At 71.1% G+C, this 20,140-nt stretch carries 19 protein-coding genes; 9 read left to right on the forward strand and 10 right to left on the reverse strand.

Annotated elements, in window-relative coordinates:
• Positions 1–8: 8 nt before the first annotated feature.
• The 3 genes from ACT53Q_RS14650 to ppc all read right to left on the reverse strand — a co-directional run bounded on the left by ACT53Q_RS14650 (position 9) and on the right by ppc (position 4,144).
• Positions 9–407: a hypothetical protein gene (locus ACT53Q_RS14650; protein ID WP_476187390.1), complete on the reverse strand. Its 399-nt coding sequence runs from the start codon at positions 405–407 to the stop codon at positions 9–11.
• Entirely contained in the window at positions 397–1,377 is a 981-nt protein-coding gene (locus tag ACT53Q_RS14655; RefSeq protein WP_476187391.1) for a CapA family protein, read from the reverse strand. The genes ACT53Q_RS14650 and ACT53Q_RS14655 overlap by 11 nt, the downstream gene beginning before the upstream one ends.
• Positions 1,378–1,444: 67 nt before the next feature.
• Positions 1,445–4,144, reverse strand: a complete 2,700-nt coding sequence (gene ppc / locus ACT53Q_RS14660) for a phosphoenolpyruvate carboxylase (RefSeq protein ID WP_476187392.1) — start codon at positions 4,142–4,144, stop codon at positions 1,445–1,447.
• Between the two features lie 277 nt (positions 4,145–4,421).
• On the opposite strand from ppc, the gene ACT53Q_RS14665 reads away from it, so the two are divergent.
• Positions 4,422–4,910 carry an REP-associated tyrosine transposase gene (locus ACT53Q_RS14665; protein ID WP_476187393.1) on the forward strand — a complete coding sequence of 163 codons (489 nt, stop codon included), beginning with the start codon at positions 4,422–4,424 and terminating at the stop codon, positions 4,908–4,910.
• A gap of 151 nt (positions 4,911–5,061) precedes the next feature.
• Here ACT53Q_RS14665 and ACT53Q_RS14670 read toward each other — a convergent pair whose 3' ends face one another.
• Positions 5,062–6,426 carry a glutamate--cysteine ligase gene (locus ACT53Q_RS14670; protein WP_476187394.1) on the reverse strand — a complete coding sequence of 455 codons (1,365 nt, stop codon included), beginning with the start codon at positions 6,424–6,426 and terminating at the stop codon, positions 5,062–5,064.
• 140 nt (positions 6,427–6,566) lie between these two features.
• Between ACT53Q_RS14670 and ACT53Q_RS14675 the strand changes: the two genes are divergently transcribed.
• The 3 genes from ACT53Q_RS14675 (at position 6,567) to ACT53Q_RS14685 (ending at position 9,882) form a co-directional block, all read left to right on the forward strand.
• On the forward strand, positions 6,567–8,153 hold the full coding sequence (locus tag ACT53Q_RS14675; protein ID WP_476187395.1) for a peptide ABC transporter substrate-binding protein: 1,587 nt from the start codon (positions 6,567–6,569) through the stop codon (positions 8,151–8,153).
• Between the two features lie 101 nt (positions 8,154–8,254).
• A complete protein-coding gene (locus ACT53Q_RS14680; protein WP_476187396.1) occupies positions 8,255–8,953 on the forward strand; it encodes a VIT1/CCC1 transporter family protein in 699 nt (232 codons plus the stop codon).
• A complete protein-coding gene (locus ACT53Q_RS14685; RefSeq protein ID WP_476187397.1) occupies positions 8,950–9,882 on the forward strand; it encodes an ABC transporter permease subunit in 933 nt (310 codons plus the stop codon). The genes ACT53Q_RS14680 and ACT53Q_RS14685 overlap by 4 nt, the downstream gene beginning before the upstream one ends.
• A 61-nt stretch (positions 9,883–9,943) precedes the next feature.
• Here the strand turns inward: ACT53Q_RS14685 and ACT53Q_RS14690 are convergent, their stop codons facing one another.
• Together ACT53Q_RS14690 and yihA are read right to left on the reverse strand one after the other, a co-directional pair.
• Positions 9,944–10,531, reverse strand: coding sequence for a hypothetical protein (locus tag ACT53Q_RS14690; protein ID WP_476187398.1), 588 nt, complete (start codon positions 10,529–10,531; stop codon positions 9,944–9,946).
• A 495-nt stretch (positions 10,532–11,026) separates the two neighbouring features.
• Complete coding sequence (yihA, locus tag ACT53Q_RS14695; protein ID WP_476187399.1) at positions 11,027–11,635, reverse strand: ribosome biogenesis GTP-binding protein YihA/YsxC; 609 nt, start codon at positions 11,633–11,635, stop codon at positions 11,027–11,029.
• A 134-nt stretch (positions 11,636–11,769) separates the two neighbouring features.
• Here yihA and ACT53Q_RS14700 point away from each other — a divergent pair, with 134 nt between their 5' ends.
• The 5 genes from ACT53Q_RS14700 to hemN all read left to right on the forward strand — a co-directional run bounded on the left by ACT53Q_RS14700 (position 11,770) and on the right by hemN (position 16,537).
• Positions 11,770–12,564, forward strand: a complete 795-nt coding sequence (locus tag ACT53Q_RS14700) for a c-type cytochrome (protein WP_476187400.1) — start codon at positions 11,770–11,772, stop codon at positions 12,562–12,564.
• A 145-nt stretch (positions 12,565–12,709) separates the two neighbouring features.
• On the forward strand, positions 12,710–13,357 hold the full coding sequence (locus ACT53Q_RS14705; RefSeq protein ID WP_476187401.1) for a thiol:disulfide interchange protein DsbA/DsbL: 648 nt from the start codon (positions 12,710–12,712) through the stop codon (positions 13,355–13,357).
• 32 nt (positions 13,358–13,389) lie between these two features.
• A complete protein-coding gene (locus ACT53Q_RS14710) occupies positions 13,390–14,232 on the forward strand; it encodes a thiol:disulfide interchange protein DsbA/DsbL (RefSeq protein WP_476187402.1) in 843 nt (280 codons plus the stop codon).
• 86 nt (positions 14,233–14,318) lie between these two features.
• Positions 14,319–15,053 (forward strand): endonuclease/exonuclease/phosphatase family protein, encoded by a 735-nt coding sequence (locus tag ACT53Q_RS14715; RefSeq protein ID WP_476187549.1) that lies wholly within the window; start codon positions 14,319–14,321, stop codon positions 15,051–15,053.
• A gap of 92 nt (positions 15,054–15,145) precedes the next feature.
• Positions 15,146–16,537: an oxygen-independent coproporphyrinogen III oxidase gene (gene hemN, locus ACT53Q_RS14720; RefSeq protein WP_476187403.1), complete on the forward strand. Its 1,392-nt coding sequence runs from the start codon at positions 15,146–15,148 to the stop codon at positions 16,535–16,537.
• Positions 16,538–16,568: 31 nt separating this feature from the next.
• Here hemN and ACT53Q_RS14725 read toward each other — a convergent pair whose 3' ends face one another.
• The 4 genes from ACT53Q_RS14725 to ACT53Q_RS14740 form a co-directional block, all read right to left on the reverse strand.
• Positions 16,569–17,480, reverse strand: a complete 912-nt coding sequence (locus tag ACT53Q_RS14725) for a copper resistance protein B (RefSeq protein ID WP_476187404.1) — start codon at positions 17,478–17,480, stop codon at positions 16,569–16,571.
• Complete coding sequence (locus ACT53Q_RS14730) at positions 17,477–19,285, reverse strand: copper resistance system multicopper oxidase (RefSeq protein WP_476187405.1); 1,809 nt, start codon at positions 19,283–19,285, stop codon at positions 17,477–17,479. The genes ACT53Q_RS14725 and ACT53Q_RS14730 overlap by 4 nt, the downstream gene beginning before the upstream one ends.
• Before the next feature lie 103 nt (positions 19,286–19,388).
• Positions 19,389–19,811: a CopL family metal-binding regulatory protein gene (locus tag ACT53Q_RS14735; protein WP_476187406.1), complete on the reverse strand. Its 423-nt coding sequence runs from the start codon at positions 19,809–19,811 to the stop codon at positions 19,389–19,391.
• A gap of 19 nt (positions 19,812–19,830) precedes the next feature.
• Positions 19,831–20,031, reverse strand: coding sequence for a heavy-metal-associated domain-containing protein (locus ACT53Q_RS14740; RefSeq protein ID WP_476187407.1), 201 nt, complete (start codon positions 20,029–20,031; stop codon positions 19,831–19,833).
• Positions 20,032–20,140 lie beyond the last annotated feature (109 nt).

A 20,140-nucleotide genomic window follows, 5' to 3' on the forward strand; every position in this document is an offset into this window, starting at 1 on the left:
TCGGTGCCTCAGGGCAAGCGCTCGCACCAGTACTGCAGTTCGCTGCCCTTGGTGGGCTCGTAGACGAAATTCAGGCCGGTGAAGCCGTAGCGCGAGCTGCCGGTGATGAACGGCGGCCGGTGCTTGGCCTGGTGGATCGGCACCGCATCGCCGGTGACGACGCCGGAGACGTAGAGATTGATCGCGGCGTCGCGCTCGGGCGCGGCCACGTACACCGCGCGGAATTCGAAATAGCGGCCGATCTTCTGCCCGGCCACGTGATAGGGCGTGGTGGTGGGCGCGGCGTCGACGGTGAAGTCCTCGCCGCCGTAGACGATGTGGCAGCGCACGCTGTCGGCATGCGCGAGCGGCGCGCAGGCGAGCAGCAGCGTCGCGCCGAGTGCGGGCAGCAGGCGATCACGGGCCATGGCACAGCCTCGGTTGCGTGTCGCCGCGACGGCCGCAGGGGCTTTCGGCGGCGGGATCGGGATGCGGCACGCCGTCGTCGTCCAGCCGCACCACGCGCGTGCGCCATGCGGCCACGCCGTGCGCGTCCAGCGTCGCCTCCAGCGTCCAGCCGGTGCGCGTGGCTTCGGTGTCGAAGCCGTTGAACAGGAAATTGCCGAGGCTGTAGACGATCGGCTTGCCGTCGTGGATGTCCGCGCCCTGCGTCACGTGCGGATGCGCGCCGACGACGATGTCCGCGCCGGCGTCGAGCATCGCCCGGGCGAACGCGCGCTGGCGTGCGCTCGGCGTGCCTTCCTCTTCCCAGCCCCAGTGCAGGAACGGGATCACGAGGTCGGCGTGGTACTGCGTGCGTGCGGCGACGATGTCCGCGAGTACCTGCTCGTCCTCGCCGCTCCACGCGACGCCGGGACGGCCGACGCCGGCCTCGAACGACCGCGGCTTGAATTCGACGTAACCCAGGAACGCGATGCGCAGGCCGTTGCGCTCGACGATCCACGGCCGGTGCGCGGCTTCGAGATCGTCGCCGCCGCCGAACCAGGGCATGCCGGCGTTGCGCATCAGCGCCAGCTGCTCGGCGAACGCGGCATCGCCGAAATCGCCGGAGTGGTTGTTCGCGACGGTGAAGCCGTCGAAGTGCCGGGCGAGCACGGGCAGCGTGCGCGGATCGGCGCGGAAGGTGTAGGGCTTGTCGAGCGCGGTGCCGCCGGTGGCGACCACGCATTCGAGATTGCCCACGCGCAGGTCCGCGCGCTTGAGCCAGGCGGCCGTCGGCGCGAACGGGTCGACGCCGCGGGCGATGAGTTCGCCCGGCGTCTCCGCGACCATGATGTCGCCGACGAAGGCGATCTCGACGCGGCCTTCGGCGGCGTGCGCGGCGTACGCCGCGGACGCGAGGGCGAGGCAGAGCAGGGCGGCGGCGGGTCGGCGCATCGCCGGAGTCTCGCACCGTGCCAGGCGAGCGGCCAATGGTCCGAAGGTCAGGTAGGGATTCCGCCCCTCAACCCGTGTTCTGGATGCCCGCGGCGATGCCGTTGATCGTCGTCACCAGCGCTTCGAGCAGCGGCCCCTCCTCGCGGCCGGCGTCGCGCCAGCGGCGCAGCAGTTCCACCTGCAGCAGGCTGATCGGATCGACGTAGGGATTGCGCAGGCGGATCGACAGGCGCAGGCGGTAGTCGTCCTGCAGCAGCTGCGTGCGATCGCGCAGCGCCAGCAGCGTGTCGACGGTGCGCTCGAACTCCTCGGCGATGCCGGGGAAGAAGGCGTCGTGTTGCGCCCCGGCGAGATGCGAGTAGCGTTCGAAGATGGCGAGGTCGGATTTCGCCAGCAGCATCTCGATGTCGTCCAGCATCGCCGCGAAGAACGGCCAGTCGCGGGCCATGTCGGCCAGCGCGTCGCGACCGTGTGTCTCGATGCCGCGGGCCAGCGCGGTGCCGACGCCGTACCAGCCGGTCAGGCCGCTGCGGTTCTGCGACCACGCGAACACCCACGGGATCGCGCGCAGCGCCTCGATGCCGCCCTCGCGCCGCTTCGACGGCCGCGAGCCCAGGCGCAGGCGTTCGATCACGTCGATCGGCGTCGCCGCGCGGAAGTACGCCGGGAAATCGTCGCGCTCGTGCACGAGTGCGCGGTAGTGCGCGCGCGACACCTGCGCGAGCTCGGCCGCGATCGCGCGCCAGCGGTCCTCGCGCGGCTCGGGCGGACGCGGGCGCAGGCTGGCGCGCAGCACCGCGCCGGTCGCCTGTTCGAGGTTGCGCAGCGCCAGCGCGCGGATGCCGTATTTGCGGTGGATCACCTCGCCCTGCTCGGTCACGCGCAGCACGCCGTCGACCGTGCCGCGCGGCGCGGCGATGATCGCGCGTTCGGTCTTGCCGCCGCCGCGACTGACCGAACCGCCGCGACCGTGGAAGAACACGATGCGCACGCCGGCCTGCTGCGAGAGTTCCAGCAGTTCCACCTGCGTGCGTTGCAGCGACCAGCGCGACGCCAGCAGGCCGCCGTCCTTCGCGCTGTCGGAATAGCCGAGCATCACCGTCTGCTGCCCGCCGCGGGCGTCGAGATGGCGGCGATACACCGGATCGTCGAACAGCGCGCGCATCACTTCGGGCGCGGCGCGCAGGTCGTCGATGGTCTCGAACAGCGGCGCGACGTCGAGCGGCACCTGGCCGTCCTCGACGCAGCCGGCGACGCGCGCCAGCGCCAGCACGGCGAGCGCGTCGGCGGCGCTGCGGCTCATGCTGATGATGTAGGGCCCGAACGCATGCGCGCCGTGGCTGACGCGCAGCTCGCGTACCGCGCGCATCACGGCAAGCGTCGATTGCGCGCCGGCTGCGTCCGCATTGGCGGCGGTCGCATCGTCGATCAGCGCGTGCAGGCGATCGACGCGTTCGGCGACGGGTCGCGCAGCCCAGGTATCGTCATGCAGCAGCGCCGCCAGTGCGGCGTCGTGCGTGCCGGAATCCTGGCGCAGGTCGAGCGTGGCGAGGTGGAAGCCGAACGTGCGCACGCGCCACAGCACGCGCTGCAGCGCGAAGCGGCCGGCGTGCTCGCCGCGATGATGGCGCAGGCTGGCGTCGATCGCCTGGAGATCGGCGATGAGTTCGTCGGCGCCCGCGTAGGCGCCCGCGCCGCCCGACTGCGCCGCGGCCAGCCGCCCGCGCATCAGGTTGATCAGCTGCCGGTACGGCATGTCGGTGAGCCGCGGGCTCAGCCGCGCCGCGACCTCGGGCAGCAGTGCCGTGTACTCGGCGATGCGCGCTTCGATCGCGTCGTCCACGCCGATGCGGCCGCGGCTCTGGGTCAGGATCTCGCCCAGCGCGTGCAGGTCGTTGCGGTAGTTGTTGAGCACGCTGGTGCGCTGCGCCGCCAGCGCCGCGCGGATGGTGTCGGCGCCGACGTTCGGATTGCCGTCCATGTCGCCGCCGACCCACGTGCCGAAGCGCAACAGCGGCGGCAGGTCGATGGATGCGCCGTACACGGTCTCGACCGCTTCGCCGAAGGCTTCGTAGAACACCGGCAGCGCGCGGAACAGCACCGAATGCAGGTAGAACCCGATGTGGTCGACTTCATCCGACACCGTGGGCCGCTGTGGCGGCGCGTCGGCGGTCTGCCAGGTCGCGGTCAGTGCCTGGCGGATGCGCGCGGTGTCCGCGCCGCGTTCGGCCGGCGTGCGCTGGCGGTCGATGTCGACGATCAGGCGTTCGACGATCGTGCGTTCCTTCAGCAGCAGCGCGCGGCGCATCGCCTCGGTCGGATGCGCGGTGAACACCGGCTCGATCCGCAGCCGCGGCAGCAGCGCCTTCAACTCGTCGAGGGTGACCCCGTCATCGCGCAGCGACGCCAGCACCGCGGTCAGGCCGCCGGGCTGCGGATCGTCGGTACGCCGCTGGTAATCGCGGCGGCGGCGGATGCGGTGCACGCGCTCGGCCAGGTTGACCGCGCCGAAGTAGGCGGTGAACGCGCGGACCAGCGCCGCGGCATCGGCCAGCGGCACCGCGGCGAGGCGGTCGGCCAGTTCGTCCACGCCTTCGCCGCGCTCGCGGCGGGCGATCGCGGCGCGGCGCACCGATTCGACCTGTTCCAGGAGTTCGGCCGACACCTGCTCGGCCAGCATCTCGCCGACCATGGCACCCAGCCGCCGCACGTCGTCGCGCAGCAGGGTATCGGTCTCGGCGAATTCGAGAGTCTCGCGGACGCGCATCGTGGGGCTCGCAGTGGGGGTGCGAACCTCCGAGGGTACACAAACCCGGGTGCCCCCGGCGATGTATTCGTGTGCAGGCGGTGCAGGTGCCGGAAGCACCGGTCGCGTGCCGGACGGGCTTCCGGGTCGCGACTCACGTCGCTCCTACGAACAGCGGGCCTGTCTGCTTTGTAGGAGCGACGTGAGTCGCGACCCCGCGTGCGATAGGAAATTTCCGAGGCCACAAGGCGGCCCTTTCCGATACCGACGGCGCTTCCGGCTCCGCCACATTGCCGGCATGACCACTCCGTTCCCGCCTTCCGGGCATCGCGCACTCCGCCGCGGACGCCACTCCGTCCCCGGTGGCCTCTACTTCGTCACCGTCGTCTGCGCGGGCCGCGAGCGACGGTTCGTGCCCGGGCCGATCGCGTCCGCGGTCGCGTCGACGCTCGAGAGCGCCGCACTGTGGGGACAGTCCGTGCCCCTGTGCTGGGTGCTGATGCCCGATCATGCCCATCTGCTCGTCGAACTCGGGAGCGATCGATCCCTCGGGCGATTGATGCAGCGTGTGAAGGCGGTGACGAGCGGCGTCGCCCGCCGTGTCGACATCGACGAACCGCCGCTGTGGGCGCCGGCCTACCACGATCGTGCGCTGCGCGTGGAGGAGGACCGGCGAGAGGCCGCGCGCTACCTGCTGGACAATCCCGTTCGCGCGGGGCTGGTGGCGCGAGTGCCGGCATATCCTTACTGGTATTGCGCCTGGGACGTCGACGGCGATTGGGAGTGATGGGGTCGTTGGATGGGCTTTCGGGTCGCGACTCACGTCGCTCCTACGAACAGCGGCCTGTCTGCGCTGTAGGAGCGACGTGAGTCGCGACCCCGCGCACCTTTCCGATGAAGACGATCGCCGTGCCCGCGGATGACCGCGGAAGTCGCCTTCAGTACGCGAACTCGCGGAAGACGCGGTCGATGTCGCCGCCCCAGGCGTCGCGGTAGAGGGCGAGCTTGCGGTCGGCGGCGGTCTCGCCGCTCTCGGCGATGGCGGCGATCGGGTCGAGGTAGCGGGATTCGTCGGTGCCGTGCGCGTCGCGGCGGTCGCGGCGACGCAGGCCTTCGGCGGCGATCTTCACCGCTTCGCGGGCGAGGTCGCGCGCGGTGCCGTTGCGGAAGGGCAGGGCGAGCGCGTGTTTCGGCACGCCGTCGCGCAGGGCGTGGCGTTCGGCGAGCGTGAAGTCCTTCACGAGGTCCCACGCGGCGTCGAGCGCGGTCTCGTCGTACAGCAGGCCGACCCAGAACGCGGGCAGCGCGCAGAGGCGATCGAGCGGGCCGCTGTCGGCGCCGCGCATCTCGAGGTACTTCTTCAGCCGCACCTCGGGGAACGCGGTGGTCATGTGGTCGGACCAGTCGCGCAGCGTCGGCAGCGCGCCGGGCAGCGCGGGCAGCTTGCCGGCGAGGAAGTCGCGGAAGCTCTGGCCGCTGGCATCGACGTATTCGCCGTTGCGATACGAGAAATACATCGGCACGTCGAGCAGGTAGTCGACGTAGCGTTCGTAGCCGAAGCCGTCCTCGAACACGAAGTCGAGCATGCCGGTGCGGCCGGCGTCGGTGTCGGTCCAGATGTGCGAGCGGTAGCTGCGGTAGCCGTTCGGCTTGCCTTCGGTGAACGGCGAATCGGCGAACAGCGCGGTCGCGATCGGCTGCAGCGCCAGCGACACGCGGAACTTCTTCGCCATGTCCGCTTCGCTGGCGTAATCGAGGTTGACCTGCACGGTGCAGGTGCGGGTCATCATGTCCAGGCCGAGGCTGCCGACCTTCGGCATGTAGGCGCGCATGATCTTGTAGCGGCCCTTCGGCATCCACGGCATCTCGTCGCGGCGCCATTTCGGCTGGAAACCCATGCCGAGGAAGCCCAGGCCCATCGGATCGGCGACGGCCTTCACTTCGTCGAGGTGGGTCGCGATCTCGTCGTGCGTCTGGTGGATGGTCTCCAGCGGTGCGCCGGAAAGTTCGAGCTGGCCGGCTGGTTCCAGCGTGACCGAAGCGCTGTCGCGGACGAGGGCGATGGTGCGGCCGTGCTCCGGCGCGGGCGTCCAGCCGAAGCGGGTCATGCCGTCGAGCAGTGCCTCGATGCCGCGTTCGCCGTCGAAGGTCGGGGCGTGCAGGTCGTCGGTGCGGAAGCCGAACTTCTCGTGCTCGGTGCCGATGCGCCAGTCGGCCTTCGGCTTCTCGCCCGAGGCGAGGGTCGCCACCAGCTGGTCGCGGTCGGTGATGGGCGTATCGGCGACGTGGCTGGGACTGGACATCGGGGCTTCCATGAGGGGGACCGGCAACGGAGGCAGCGGTGCGGCCGGCCGTTGCGCGGGAATGGCGGTTGAGCGAGCGGTTGGGCGAAATGGGGACACTGCCCTACCATCGCAAGGACCGCACTATAGCCGTCCCCGACATGCGCATTGTCGCCCTGCTGCTTTTTCTGTGTTCCATCGACGCCGGGGCGCAGGCGCCCGCGCCGCGGCTGGAGCGGGGCAACGGACCGGAGCCCGCCACGCTGGATGCGCACCGTTGCCAGGAGGTCGCCTGCGGCAACATCCTGCGCGATCTGTACGAAGGGCTGGTGACCGAGGATGCGGCCGGCCGGCTGATCCCGGGCATGGCCGAGCGCTGGGAGGTCGCCGCCGACGGCCGCACGTGGACGTTCCACCTGCGCGCCGGCCTGCGCTGGAGCAACGGCGAGGCGCTGGATGCGCCGCAGATCGTCGCGAGTTTCCGCCGCGCGTTCGCGCCCGACACCGCGGCGCCGTTCGCCGAGCAGTTCGATGCGGTGGTCGACGCGAAGGCAGTGCAGGCCGGCACTGTGCCGCCGGAGCGGCTAGGCATCGATGCGCCGGATGCGCGCACCGTGCGCATCCGCACCACGCGCCGGGTGGCGATGCCGGCGCTGCTCACGCTGCCGATCGCGTTCCCCGTCTACCTGCCCGCGGTCGCGCGCGACGGTGCGCAGCACACGCGCCCCGGGCATCTGGTGAGCAATGGCGCATACGTACTGACCGCATGGACGCCGCAGGCGAACCTCGTGGTCGTGAAGAACCGCTGGTTCCACGATGCGGCCGCGGTGCGCATCGCGCAGGTACGTTTCCACGTCACCGAAGACGCCGCCGCGGAACTGCAGCGCTTCGCCGCGGGCGACCTCGACATCACCGAGACCGTGCCGCCGCAGCCGTTGCCGGCGTTGCGCGCGCGCTTCGGCGATCGCCTGCGGATCTCGCCGTATCTCGGTGCGTTCTGGTTGGGATTGAACCTGACGAAGCCGCCCCTGCGCGACGCGCCCGCGTTGCGTGAAGCGCTGTCGCTGGCGGTGGATCGCGATCGGCTGACGCGCTCGATCACCGGCCTCGGCGAAACGCCGGCCTACGGCATCGTGCCGCCGGGCATTCCCGGCTACACGCCGGCCGCGCTGCCGTGGGCGGCACGGACGCAGGCCTGGCGCGATGCGCGCGCGAAGGCGCTGTATCGCGCCGCCGGGTATTCGGAACGCAACCCGCTGACGCTGGAGCTGCGCTACAACACCTCGACGCCGCATCGCCGGCTGGCGCTCGCGGTCGCGGCGATGTGGCGCGACACCCTCGGCGTGCACGTGCGTCTGCGCAACGAGGAATGGAAGGTCTTCGTGCAGAACCGGCGCCAGCGCGCGATCACCCAGGCCTTCCGCGGCGGCTGGATCGGCGACGTCGCCGATGCGCGCAACTTCCTGGTCGGCTTTTCCGGAGACGGCCCGCTGAACTGGCCGGGCTACGACGACGCGCATTACCGCGACCTGATCGCGAAGGCCGATGCCGCGCGCAGCGAGGCCGCCCGCAACGCGTGGCTGCACGCCGCCGAGCTGCGGCTCCTGAACGCGAACGCGGTGGTGCCGCTGTACTTCTACACCTCCAAGCACCTGGTCGCGCCGCGCGTGGCCGGCTATGCGCCGAACGCGCTGGACCGGCACGCATCGCGCTGGCTGTCGCTGCGATCGGGCACGACGCCCGAATGAGACACGCAAATGAGAATCGGCACCGGTGGCCGCCCGGGGCCCCGCAGTACACTGCGCGGATCGCGGCGCGCGCCGCCTGAACCGTGACACGGGAGAACGCGATGCGTCGCAGTCATCTGGAAACCCATCGCACCGAGCACGTCGGCTGGCTGCGCGCCGCGGTGCTGGGCGCGAACGACGGCATCATCTCGATCGCCGGGCTCGTGGTCGGCGTGGCCGCCACCGGCGCCAGTGCCGGCACCGTACTCGGCAGCGGCATCGCCGGCATCGTCGCCGGCGCGATGTCGATGGCCGCGGGCGAATACGTGTCGGTGCAGTCGCAGGCCGACACCGAGACCGCGGACATCGCCAAGGAAACCCGCGAACTCGCCGAAGAACCGGATCACGAGTTGCAGGAGCTGACCCACATCTACATCGGTCGCGGCCTGACGCCCGACCTCGCCGCGCAGGTGGCGAAGCAGCTGACCGCGCACGATGCGCTGGGCGCGCACCTGCGCGACGAGCTCGGCATCACCGAAGCGCTGCGCGCGCGGCCGCTGCAGGCGGCGATGGCCTCGGCCGCGGCGTTCGCCGTCGGTGCGCTGCTGCCGATCCTGGCGGTGGTGCTGGCCCCGGTCGGCCGCATCGAGCTGGTGACCGCGATCACCACGCTGGTCGCGCTGCTCGCTTCCGGCGCGCTGGCCGCCTGGGTGGGTGGGGCGTCGATCCCGCGCGGTGCCGCGCGCGTGGCGTTCTGGGGCGTGGCGGCGATGGGCGCCGCAGCGCTGATCGGCCGCCTGTTCCACGTCCAGGTCGGATGACGCCAGCCGCATTCCGCCGTTTCGGCGCGCGTGCGGCCGAGGCGCTGCTGACGCTGTGGCTGCTGGCCACGCTGTGCTTCGTGCTGCTGCGCGCCGCGCCCGGCGGCCCGTTCGACAGCGAGAAGGCCGCGCCGCCGGAAGTGCAGGCCGCACTGGCCGCGCGCTACCGGCTGGACCGCCCGCTGGTCGCGCAGTACGGCGCGTGGCTGGGCGACGTGCTGCACGGCGACCTCGGGCCATCGTTCCAGTATCCCGACTACACCGTCAACCAGCTCGTCGGTCAGGCGCTGCCGGTGTCCGCGCTCAACGGCGCGCTGGCGCTGCTGCTGGCGCTGGCGCTGGGGATTCCGCTCGGCACGTGGGCGGCGCTGCGCGCGGGGTCGTGGCTGGATCGCGGGCTGATGCTGGTCGCGGGCCTCGGCCTGGCGGTGCCGAAGTACGTCGTCGCGCCGCTGCTGGTGCTGCTGTTCGCGGTGACGCTGCACTGGCTGCCGGCCGGCGGCTGGGGCGAGCCCGGTAACCTCGTGCTGCCGGTGATCGCGCTGGCGCTGCCGAATCTCGCCTTCTGCGCGCGCCTGACCCGCGCGTCGATGCTCGACGTGCTCGGTGCCGAATACCTCGCCGCCGCCCGCGCCCGCGGCCTGTCCGAAGCGCGCCTGCTGTTCGCCCATGCCCTGCGACCCGCGCTGCTACCCGTGGTCGCGTGGCTATCGCCGGCGCTGATCAACATCGTCACCGGCTCGGCGGTGGTGGAGCAGGTGTTCGGCATTCCGGGCATGGGCCGGTTTTTCGTGCAGGGCGCGCTCAATCGCGACTACACGCTGGTGCTCGGCGTGGTGCTGGTGGTCGGCGCGCTGATCGTGCTGATCAACGCGCTGGTGGATGCGCTGCGGGCGTGGATGGATCCGAGGTTGCGCACGGCGGGATAGCTCGCGCGCCTGACGGCCTGTTCCGGCGCGGGACGGGCGCAACCCGCCCCGCGATGTCGCTTCAGCCGGTGGGCGTGTCCGCGTCCTGCGCCCGTTCGGCCTCCTCCATCTCCTGCGCGAATCGCGCGGTCTGTGCCGTCTGCGCGCTCTGTCCCAGGAAATGGCTGATCAGCCATTTACCCAGTTCCCATAGCGCCTTCTGCAACAGGCCGAAGTCCAGCAGGTTGCCCGGCACGAACACCGGTTCGCCGGAATCGTTGATGTTCACGCCCATCTCGAGATTCTGCCAGCCGTGCTGGGCGCCGATCCGCAGGTCATCGCGGTACACGCCGTTGACGATCAGGTAGTCGCTGCCGTTCTTCGGCCCCGTGGTGAACACCACGCGCTTGCCGTTGCCTTCGACGACCAGTTGGCCGTAGCCCTGCCACGGGATCGCGAACCACGACGCGGTCAGCGATCCCCCGGGCGCGACTTCGATCGTCTGCCCGCTCTGCACCTGCACACCCCCCTGCGGATTCTGGACGTTCTGCTCGACGATCCTGACGTTGTGGCTCTGTTCGATGACGGGATGCATCATCGGATCGGATTGCGTGAACCGGATCGTCAGCGGCGTCGAGTTGGTGATCGTACGGATCCATGCGCTTGCCATTGTGTTTCTCCTCTGTGTCGGGCGCGCTCCCCTTGAGTCGCGCCCGTCCACGGCCAACGGCGAAAGCGGTGGTAGGAGGCCTGCAACGGCCCACGGATCGACGGTCGCCCGCGGCCTGCGTGTCCGCCGTGGCGGCCAGATCTGCAGGTGCGCCCTGCGGCGGCGATGCCTGCATCGCGGAAGGCAGGTGGTGGCGATCGATCGCACCGTGTGGTCGTGCCGCTTCACGGACAGTGGAATCAACGGCAAGGCGCCGGCTTCCGCCTCTGCGCGATCCGCCAGGTAACCGGCGATCGAACCCTTCGACTGGGCAGCATGTCGTGCACCGCATGTGGTGCACGGTGATCTCCTCGACACGCAGGCAGGACACGCTGTCCATGCCGATGTCGATCCTCGGCGGTTCCATCGCGTGCGCAATCGCCTTTCGGCAATCGATGCCGCAGGCACCGTGGAAGGATGCCGCGCCGATCCGGGGCGGGGACGACCGGCGCCGGATCAGAGCCCCAGCCACCCCGCCACCAGCGCCCGCAGTTCCTCCACGCCGGCCTTCGATTCGGCCGAGTAGGTCTGCGCGCTGACGGTGTCGCCGAAGGCGGCGGCGAGGTCGCGGCGGACGGCGAGCAGGGTGTTGCCGGCGGCGCCGCGGCCGAGTTTGTCGGCCTTGGTCAGCAGGGCGTGGACGGGCAGGCCGTTCTCGACCGCGAAGCCGATGATCTGCCGGTCGTAATCCTTCAGCGGATGGCGGATGTCCATCACCACCACCAGGCCCTTCAGCGCCTGGCGGGTGCGGAAGTACTGGTCGATGAAGGCCTGCCAGTGGGCCTGGAGGTCCTTCGGGACCTTGGCGTAGCCGTAGCCGGGCAGGTCGACGAGGTAGCGGCCCTCGTGCGGCGGCAGCCCGAAATAGACCAGCTGCTGCGTCCGGCCGGGCGTCTTGGAGACGCGGGCGAGCGCGTTCTGCTGGCACAGGGCGTTGAGCGCGCTGGATTTCCCGGCGTTGGAGCGGCCGGCGAAGGCGACTTCGGCGCCCTGGTCGGGCGGCAACTGGCGGGGCGTGTGCGCCGCGAGCCGGTAATCGGCGCGGGCGAAGGGGTTCGGGGGCATGGCCATCGGCATAGGATCGCACGGCCGGCGATCGGGCCGGTTTGACCCACCCCGGCGGCGCGACGATAATTTCACGGTTTCGGCCCGCCGCCGGCATCCGCCGGTCACGCGCCCCGTCCCTTGGAGTGTTGAGCATGCGTCACGCCCGTGCCTTCGGTCTCGCCGGTCTCGCGGTCTTCGCGGTGGCGGCGGCCGTCCTCGCCCAGACCACCGTCACCCCCGCGCCCGATGCCGCGCCGGTCCAGACCGCGCCGCTGGACGCCGCGGCTGCGGCGGCCGAGCTGGCCAAGGCCAAGGGCGGTGATCCGCAGGCCGGGGCCACCAAGGCCGGCGCCTGCGCCGCCTGCCACGGCCTGGACGGCAACTCGACCAACGCCGACCTCTACCCGCGCCTCGCCGGCCAGAGCGAGCGCTACATCGCGAACCAGCTGACCCTGTTCAAGAGCGGCCAGCGCGTGAACCCGATCATGCAGCCGTTCGCCGCCGCGCTCAGCGCGCAGGACATGCGCGACATCGGCGCCTACTTCGCCACCCAGGTCTCGGGCGCCGGCATCGCCGACGACACCGCGATCACCGATCCCAAGAGCCCCTACAAGGGCATGAAGTTCTTCGAGGTCGGCCAGAAGCTCTACCGCGGCGGCGACGCCGCCCGCGGCATCCCGGCCTGCACGGCCTGCCATGGCCCGACCGGCGCCGGCAATCCGGGCCCGGCCTACCCGCACGTCGGCGGCCAGCAGGGCTGGTACACCACCCGCCGGCTGCAGGAATACCGCAGCGGCGAGACCACCGTGCAGGACAAGGCGCTGTACAACATCATGGCCACCGTGGCCGCGCCGCTGACCGACGAGGAAATCCAGGCGCTGTCCAGCTACATGCAGGGCCTGCACCCGCGCGCCGCCGAGGCCGCCGGCGCGAAGCAGGGCGGCTGAGCCGCCGGGCGATGCCCGGTCGCGCTGCCCGCACGGGCACGCTCGCACAGGAACGCCGGCACGGGGAGCATCCGGGCCGGCGTTCGCGTTTCCAGACGCTCCAGTCCAGACTCTCCATCGCATTTCCACCCGCAGGATGCCGTCCATGCCGCGTTTCTTCGCCTGGTTGCTGCTGTTGATCCTTCCCCTGACCGCCTGCGCCCAGGCGCCGGCCGGGCCGCCGAAGGCGGGTGTCGACTACGAGGTGCTGGAGCAGGGGCAGCGCTGGCAGCGCGCGCCCGACGGCCGCATCGAGGTGGCCGAGGTCTTCGCCTACTGGTGCCCGCACTGCGCCCACTTCCAGCCGATGGTGGACGCATGGAAGCGCACCAAGCCCGCCGACGTCGACTTCGTCTACGTGCCCGCCGGCTTCGATCCCGACGACACCTACGCCAAGGCCTTCTTCGCCGCCGACAGCGCCAAGGCCGTGCCGAAGCTGCACCAGGCGCTGTTCGACGCCATCCACGAGGACGGGACGCTGCCGCGCAGCAACGCCAGCGTCGCCGAAGTGGGAACCTGGTTCGGGCAGCACGGTCTGAATGCCGCGAAGATGACGGCGCTCATGCAATCGAAGGACGTGGCCGACCGCATCGCCCGTTCCAAGGCCTTCATGATCGCCAACCGCGTCAGCGGCACGCCGACGCTGGTGGTCAACGGCAAGTACGTGGTGCGTGCGCCCCGCCTGGAAGACCGCATGCGCGTGGTCGACGCGCTGATCGCCATGGAACGCGCCGCGGCCGCCGCGCCGCGCTGACGCCGCCCCGGATTACGACTGGAGACACACGAATGAAGCGACACCTGATCCTCGCGCTGCTGACCGCCCTCGCGCTGACCGCCTGCGGCGACAAGCCCGCTGCCGACACCGCCAAGCCCGCGGCCACGACCGAGGCGGCCAAGCCGGCCGACGATGCCGCGCTGATGGCCGCTGCCGAAGCCGCCGCCAAGGCGTCGACCGACCCGAACGCCGCCGCGCAGACCGACGCCACCCCGGCACAGGATCCCGCCGCGGCCGCCGCCCCGGCCACGTCGGGCGAGGCGATCCCGGGCCTGAAGCTCGGCACGGACTACGAACTGATCAAGAACGGCCTGCCGTTCGAGCCGCTGGACGGCAAGGTCGAGGTGGTGGAGGTGTTCAACTTCGTCTGCCCGGCCTGCTACGCGTTCCAGCCGACGCTGTCTAACTGGGAGAAGACGCTGCCGGCGAACGTCCGCTTCACCTACGTGCCCGCCGCGTTCGGCCCGAAGTGGGACCAGTACGTCCGCGCCTTCTATGCCGCGCAGATGATGGGCATCGAGGGCAAGTCGCATGGCGGCATCTACGACGCGATCCACCTGGAAAACAAGCTCCAGGGCGAGCGCGCCGAGGACAGCGACGAGGCCATCGCCGCTGTCTACGCGAAGCTCGGCGGCGTCGACGCCCGCCAGTTCGCCGCCAACATGAAGAGCTTCGCGGTGATGGCGAAGTTCAACAAGGCCAAGCAGTACATCGTGCAGCAGCAGGTCAACGGCACCCCGACCCTGATGGTCAACGGCAAGTACCGCGTGAGTGGCGGCCGCACGCCGGAAGACCGCATGCACATCGTCGACGTGCTGATCGCGCACGAGTCCGCCCAGGGCGGCCAGCGCTGAGCGCGGACGACCCGGTCGCGATGGAGCAGCCGCAGGCGGCGGTCGATCGTCCCGTCGCCGCCGCGGACGCCACGCGGCGGCTGCGGCTGCTGAGCGCCAACATCCAGGCGGGCAACACCACCCGCCGCTATACCGACTACGCGACCCGCAGCTGGTCGCACGTGATCCCGCTGGGCAAGCGCGCCTCGCTGGACGCGATCGCCGCGCTGGCCGCCGACCACGACATCGTCGGCCTGCAGGAAAGCGACCCGGGCAGTTGGCGGTCCGGGTTCACCAACCAGACCCACTACCTCGCCGAGCGCGCGGGCTTCGATTTCTGGAGCCACCAGCCGAACCGGCGCGTCGGCCGGGTCGCGTCCAGCGCCAACGCGCTGCTGTCGCGGTTCGAGCCCGTCTCCGTCGAGGACCACGCCCTGCCGGGCCGCATTTCCGGCCGCGGGGTGCTGATCGCCCGCTTCGGCCGCGCCGCCGACAGCCTGACCATCGCCGTGGCCCATCTGTCGCTGGGGGCCGGTTCCCGCCGGTCGCAGCTGGCCTTCATCGGCGAACTGCTGCAGGACCACCCGCACTCGGTGCTGATGGGCGACTTCAACTGCACGGTCGACCAGCCGGAGATGGCGGTGCTGTTCCAGCGCACCCGGCTGCAGCCGCCGGCCTGCGCCGTGCACACCTTCCCGAGCTGGCGCCCGCAGCGCGCGATCGACCACATCCTGGTCGGCGAGGGCCTGTCCTGCGCCGGCATGCGGGCGGTCCCGGCCGCGGGCTCGGACCATCTGGCGCTGTCGGTCGAACTGTCACTGCCCGGCGGCGTGCTGGGCTGAATCCGCCCGGCCGCGGCCCCGTTCGTCCGGGCCGCGGGGGATGTTGATCCGGGTCAAGGCGGCCGCGCGCGCCTGCGCCTAGGCTGCCGGCCATGATCCCTGCACTCGCCTTCGACGCCGACCTGCTGCGCCGCTACGACCGGCCCGGGCCCCGCTACACGTCGTATCCGACCGCGCCCCAGTTCGAGGCCGGCTTCGGCCCGGATGCCCTGCAGCGGGCGATCCGCGACAGCAACGGCGACCCGATCCCGCGCCGGCTGTCGCTGTACGTGCACGTCCCGTTCTGCCTCAGCCCGTGCTTCTACTGCGGCTGCAACCGGGTGATCACCCGCGACAAGTCGCGCGCCGACGCCTATCTCACCCACCTGTGCCGCGAGATCGCGGCGGTGGCGCCGCTGTTCGACCGCGACCGCGAGGTGATCCAGCTGCACTTCGGCGGCGGCACCCCGAACTTCCTCAGCCCGACCCAGCTGCGCTGCACGGTCGACGTGCTCAAGCGCCACTTCCGCTTCAGCGATGCCGACGACCGTGACATCTCGATCGAGCTGGATCCGCGCACGGTGCTGCCGGCCGACATCGCCGAGCTGTCGCTGGCCGGCTTCAACCGCGCCAGCCTCGGCGTGCAGGATTTCGACCCCGCGGTGCAGGAGGCGGTCAACCGCATCCAGGGCGTGGAGCAGACCCGCGCCGTGGTCGACGCCTGCCGCAGCCACGGCTTCCGCTCGGTCAACATCGACCTGATCTACGGCCTGCCCAACCAGACCCTCGCCGGCTTCCGGCGCACGCTGGACACGGTGATCGCGATGCGCCCGGACCGGCTTGCGGTCTACAGCTACGCGCACCTGCCGGACCTGTTCAAGGCCCAGCGCCAGCTTGATGCCAGCCTGCTGCCCGACGCCGAGACCAAGCTCGCGCTGCTGCAGCTGGCGATCGAGACCCTGACCGACGCCGGCTACGTCTACATCGGCATGGACCACTTCGCGCTGCCCGACGACGAACTGGCACAGGCGCAGGCCCGCGGCGGCCTGCACCGCAACTTCATGGGCTACACCACGCATGCCGACAGCGACCTGATCGGCTTCGGCGTGAGCGCGATCAGCCACATCGGCGAGAGCTACAGCCAGAACCCGCGCGACCTGCCGTCGTGGCAGACCGCGCTGGACGAAGGCCGCCTGCCGGTGTTCCGCGGCATGTTCCTCAGCGACGACGACGCGCTGCGCGCCGACCTGATCCAGGGCCTGATGTGCCAGGGCGAGATCCCGGTGTCCGCGCTGGAACGCCGCTACGGCATCGATTTCCGCGACTACTTCGCCGACGCCATCCAGCGGCTGGAACCGCTGCAGGAAGACGGCCTCGTCGTCGTCGGCCAGGACCGCATCGCGGCCACCTCCCGCGGCCGCATGCTCCTGCGCAACATCGCGATGTGCTTCGACGCCTACCTCAACCGCCCCGCCGAGGCCCCGCGGTTCTCGAAGGCGATCTGAGCGCCGAAGCCGGTCGTGACACGGCTGCGGTTCAGAACCGCAGCCGCAGGCCCGCGACGATCCGCGTCTCGCCGGTCGCTTCGCCGTCGGCGCGGCGCAGGTCGGCGGTGGTGCCGAACGTTTCCGTGCGCACCACGCCGACGTACGGCGCGAAGCGGCGGTCGATCTCGTAGCGCAGGCGCAGGCCGCCCTCGAGCGACGACACGCCGGTGCCGAGGCTGCGGGCGCGGTCGTCGCGTGCCTGCCAGTTCGCTTCGATGCGCGGCTCCAGCACCAGGCGATTGGTGAGCAGCAGCGTGTACGCCGCTTCCGCGCGCGCGGACACGCGGCCGTCGCCGTCGAGATAGCCGGTCGCCTCGATCTCGAACTTGCCCGGCGCGATGCCGGCGATGCCGAAGGCTGCGGCGGTGCGCGACGGTCCCGGGCCGAACGTGCGGCGCACGCCGGCCTGCAGATCCCACCAGCGCGCGACGGGACGGCCGTACAGCACTTCGACATCGGCGTCGGCGAGCTTGCCGCCTTCGCGTTCGCCCTCGCTGCGCAGCCACAGGCGGTGTTCGTCGCTGCCGATCCAACCCTTCACGCCCCAAGCTTCGCCGCCGGCGCCGTCGTTCCAGCGTTCGAGACGATCGACCATCAGGAAAGCGAACACCGTGCGCCCGTGTTCGTGGCCATGCCCGGGTGACGCGGCCGCGGCGCGGTCGGCGTCGGTGATCGGCGGAATGGGGGTCTTCGGCACCTGCGTGCCGGTGGCCGACGGCGTGGTGTCTGTGGTGTCCGGCTTCGGTGCTTCGGTCGGTGGCATCGCGTGCGCGCCGTGGCTCGCGTGCGCATCGTGTGCCTGTGCATGCACGTGCGCGGGCAACGCGCCGACGAGCGCGAGCGCGCAGGCGAGGCGGAGGGATCGGGACACGTTCGTCGATGCGTTCGCGAAGGCGTTCATGCGCGACCCTCCTCGACGCGCACTTCGCGCATCATCCCGGCTTCCATGTGGTAGAGCAGGTGGCAGTGGTAGGCCCAGCGGCCGAGCGCGTCGGCGCGCACGCGGTAGCTGCGCTTCGTGCCCGGCGGCATGTCGACGGTGTGCTTGCGCACCATGAAATCGCCGGCCTCGTCTTCGAGATCGCTCCACATGCCGTGCAGATGCATCGGGTGGGTCATCATCGTGTCGTTCACCAGCACGATGCGCAGGCGCTCGCCGTAGTTCAGGCGCAGCGGTTCTGCCTTCGCGAACGGTTCGCCGTCGAAACTCCAGGCGAAGCGCTCCATGTGGCCGGTGAGGTGCAGCTCGATCGTGCGGCCGGGATCGCGGCCGTCGGGATCGTCGAAGCGGCTGCGCAGCATCGAATAACTCAGCACCTTGCGGCCGTTGCCGCGCAGGCCGATACCGGGGTCGTCGAGCTTCGGCGTCGGCGCCATCGTCTGCATGTCGACCAGCGGATTGCCGCGTTCGCTGGCGGGATGCGCCTGCATCGCGGCGCCGCCGTGGTCCATGCCCTGCATCGAGCCCTGCATGTTGGCGCCGCAGCCGCCCTCCATGCCCTTCATCGACGCCATGTCGTGGCTGCCACCGTGCGCCATGCCGTCATGCCCCATGCCGTCGTGGCCCATGTCGGCCATCGACAGGATCGGGCGCGGATCGATCGGCGGCACCGGCGCGCGCAGGCCTTCGCGCACCGCCAGCGTGCCGGTGATGCAGCCGGTGCGGCCGATGTCCTGGGCGAAGATCGTGAACGCGTCCTGCCCCGACGGCGTCACCAGCACGTCGAAGGTTTCCGCCACCGCGATCCGGAATTCGTCGACCGTCACCGGATGCACCGGCTGGCCGTCGGCGGCGATCACCGTCATCGACAGGCCCGGGATGCGCACGTCGAAGTGGGTCATCGCCGAGCCGTTGATGAAGCGCAGCCGCACCGTCTCGCCGGGCGCGAACAGGCCGGTCCAGTTGCCCAGCGCGGTCGTGCCGTTCATCAGGTAGGTGTAGGTGCGCGCGTTGACGTCGGACAGGTCGGTCGGCGTCATCCGCATCGCGCCCCACATGCGGCGATCGCGCAGCGTCGCGGCCAGGCCGTCGCGCTTCGCGTCGCGCGCGAAATCGCCGACGGTGCGGCGGTAGTAATTGTCGTGGCCGGGCATCGTCTTCAGCCGCGCGAACAGCGCATCGGCCGACAGGTCGGTCCAGTCGCTGAGCAGCACCACGTGGTCGCGCTGGTACGCGAATGGCTCGGGCTCGGCGGGATCGATGATCAGCGCGCCGTACAGACCCGCCTGTTCCTGGAAGCCGGAGTGGCTGTGGTACCAGTAGGTGCCGGACTGCCTCAGCGTGAAGCGGTAGCGGTAGGTTTCGCCGGGCGCGATGCCGTCGAAACTCATGCCCGGCACGCCGTCCATGTTCGCCGGCAGCAGGATGCCGTGCCAGTGGATCGAGGTGGCGCGCGCGTGCGCGCCGCCGGCCGGCAGCGCGTTGCGCACGCGCAGTTCGACCGTGGTGCCTTCGCGCAGGCGCAGCACCGGCGCGGGGATCGACCCGTTGACCGCGATGCCCGGACGGACGCGGCCGGTGAAGTTCACGGGCAGCTCGCCGATCGACAGGTCGAAGTCGGTGCCGGCGAGGACGGGCACGCGCGGCGCGGCGAAGCCCGCGTGCGGCCAGCCGAACGCGGCGAGCACGCCGCCGCCGGCGAGGCCTTGGACGAAGCGGCGACGCAGGCGGTCGCCGGGAAGATCGCGGGGAGGAGAGGAGGACATGGACACGCTCCGGAACGACCGCATCGCGCGGCCGCGGCAGGACGGGATCGCGCACCACGCAGGCGCAGCAGGCTGCGTCGCGGTGCAGGGAAGGGCGATCGGGTCAGGCCCGGATGGGCGGTCGCAGTGGCAGCGGCAGCGCCGGCGGCGCGTGGGGAAGCATCGGCGCGCGGGCGACGACGGCGTGCGCGGGCACGGCGGCGAGGCTCGGCGGTGCCGGCGGCAGGGTGCCGGCGGCGTGGGTCATGCAGATGCAGTGGCCGTCGCAGGCGTGCGGTGCACCGTGCGGCGGCATCGGGTGCCCGTCGTCTACGGGCATGCCGTGCATCGACATCACATGCATCGAGGCCATGTCCGACGGCGCCATCGCCATGTCGGCGTCGTGGCAGGGCATCGCCTTCGGGGCGACCGCCTGCGTCGCGTGGTCGCAGCAGTCGCCGCGGGTGCCCGCCCAGGCCGCGCCGACGCCGTTCGCGACCAGCGCGAGGCAGAGCAGGACGTGCAGCAGCAGCGAGCGGACGGGCATCGGCGCAGTGTAGTCGGGTTCAACCGGTGGCGGTCACCGCCGGGTAGCCCGCGTCGCGGATCGCCGCGATCACGCGCTCCGCCGGCAGGCCGGTCTGCACGTCGACGCTGCGGGCGTCGAGGTCCACCGCGACCTGCGCCGCGGGGTCCAGCGCCTGCACGGCGCGGGTGATGGCGCGGACGCAGTGTCCGCAGGTCATGCCGTCGACGGTGAAGCGCATGGTGGTGGGTCCGATCGACCGGCGGCGTGCCGGCAGCGGGCAGTCTCGGGCTTCCCCCTGCGGGAAGGTCAAGCGGGGCCATGCGACGACGGACGCTTGACCTTGCCCC

The organism is Lysobacter sp. DMC97 (assembly GCF_056313745.1).

Bases quoted from the DNA above. Each gene is read 5' to 3' on its own strand.
- ACT53Q_RS14650 (WP_476187390.1), bottom strand. From the start codon at position 407: ATGGCCCGTGATCGCCTGCTGCCCGCACTCGGCGCGACGCTGCTGCTC.
- ACT53Q_RS14655 (WP_476187391.1), bottom strand. From the start codon at position 1,377: ATGCGCCGACCCGCCGCCGCCCTGCTCTGCCTCGCCCTCGCGTCCGCG.
- ppc (WP_476187392.1), bottom strand. From the start codon at position 4,144: ATGCGCGTCCGCGAGACTCTCGAATTCGCCGAGACCGATACCCTGCTG.
- ACT53Q_RS14665 (WP_476187393.1), top strand. From the start codon at position 4,422: ATGACCACTCCGTTCCCGCCTTCCGGGCATCGCGCACTCCGCCGCGGA.
- ACT53Q_RS14670 (WP_476187394.1), bottom strand. From the start codon at position 6,426: ATGTCCAGTCCCAGCCACGTCGCCGATACGCCCATCACCGACCGCGAC.
- ACT53Q_RS14675 (WP_476187395.1), top strand. From the start codon at position 6,567: ATGCGCATTGTCGCCCTGCTGCTTTTTCTGTGTTCCATCGACGCCGGG.
- ACT53Q_RS14680 (WP_476187396.1), top strand. From the start codon at position 8,255: ATGCGTCGCAGTCATCTGGAAACCCATCGCACCGAGCACGTCGGCTGG.
- ACT53Q_RS14685 (WP_476187397.1), top strand. From the start codon at position 8,950: ATGACGCCAGCCGCATTCCGCCGTTTCGGCGCGCGTGCGGCCGAGGCG.
- ACT53Q_RS14690 (WP_476187398.1), bottom strand. From the start codon at position 10,531: ATGGCAAGCGCATGGATCCGTACGATCACCAACTCGACGCCGCTGACG.
- yihA (WP_476187399.1), bottom strand. From the start codon at position 11,635: ATGCCCCCGAACCCCTTCGCCCGCGCCGATTACCGGCTCGCGGCGCAC.
- ACT53Q_RS14700 (WP_476187400.1), top strand. From the start codon at position 11,770: ATGCGTCACGCCCGTGCCTTCGGTCTCGCCGGTCTCGCGGTCTTCGCG.
- ACT53Q_RS14705 (WP_476187401.1), top strand. From the start codon at position 12,710: ATGCCGCGTTTCTTCGCCTGGTTGCTGCTGTTGATCCTTCCCCTGACC.
- ACT53Q_RS14710 (WP_476187402.1), top strand. From the start codon at position 13,390: ATGAAGCGACACCTGATCCTCGCGCTGCTGACCGCCCTCGCGCTGACC.
- hemN (WP_476187403.1), top strand. From the start codon at position 15,146: ATGATCCCTGCACTCGCCTTCGACGCCGACCTGCTGCGCCGCTACGAC.
- ACT53Q_RS14725 (WP_476187404.1), bottom strand. From the start codon at position 17,480: ATGAACGCCTTCGCGAACGCATCGACGAACGTGTCCCGATCCCTCCGC.
- ACT53Q_RS14730 (WP_476187405.1), bottom strand. From the start codon at position 19,285: ATGTCCTCCTCTCCTCCCCGCGATCTTCCCGGCGACCGCCTGCGTCGC.
- ACT53Q_RS14735 (WP_476187406.1), bottom strand. From the start codon at position 19,811: ATGCCCGTCCGCTCGCTGCTGCTGCACGTCCTGCTCTGCCTCGCGCTG.
- ACT53Q_RS14740 (WP_476187407.1), bottom strand. From the start codon at position 20,031: ATGCGCTTCACCGTCGACGGCATGACCTGCGGACACTGCGTCCGCGCC.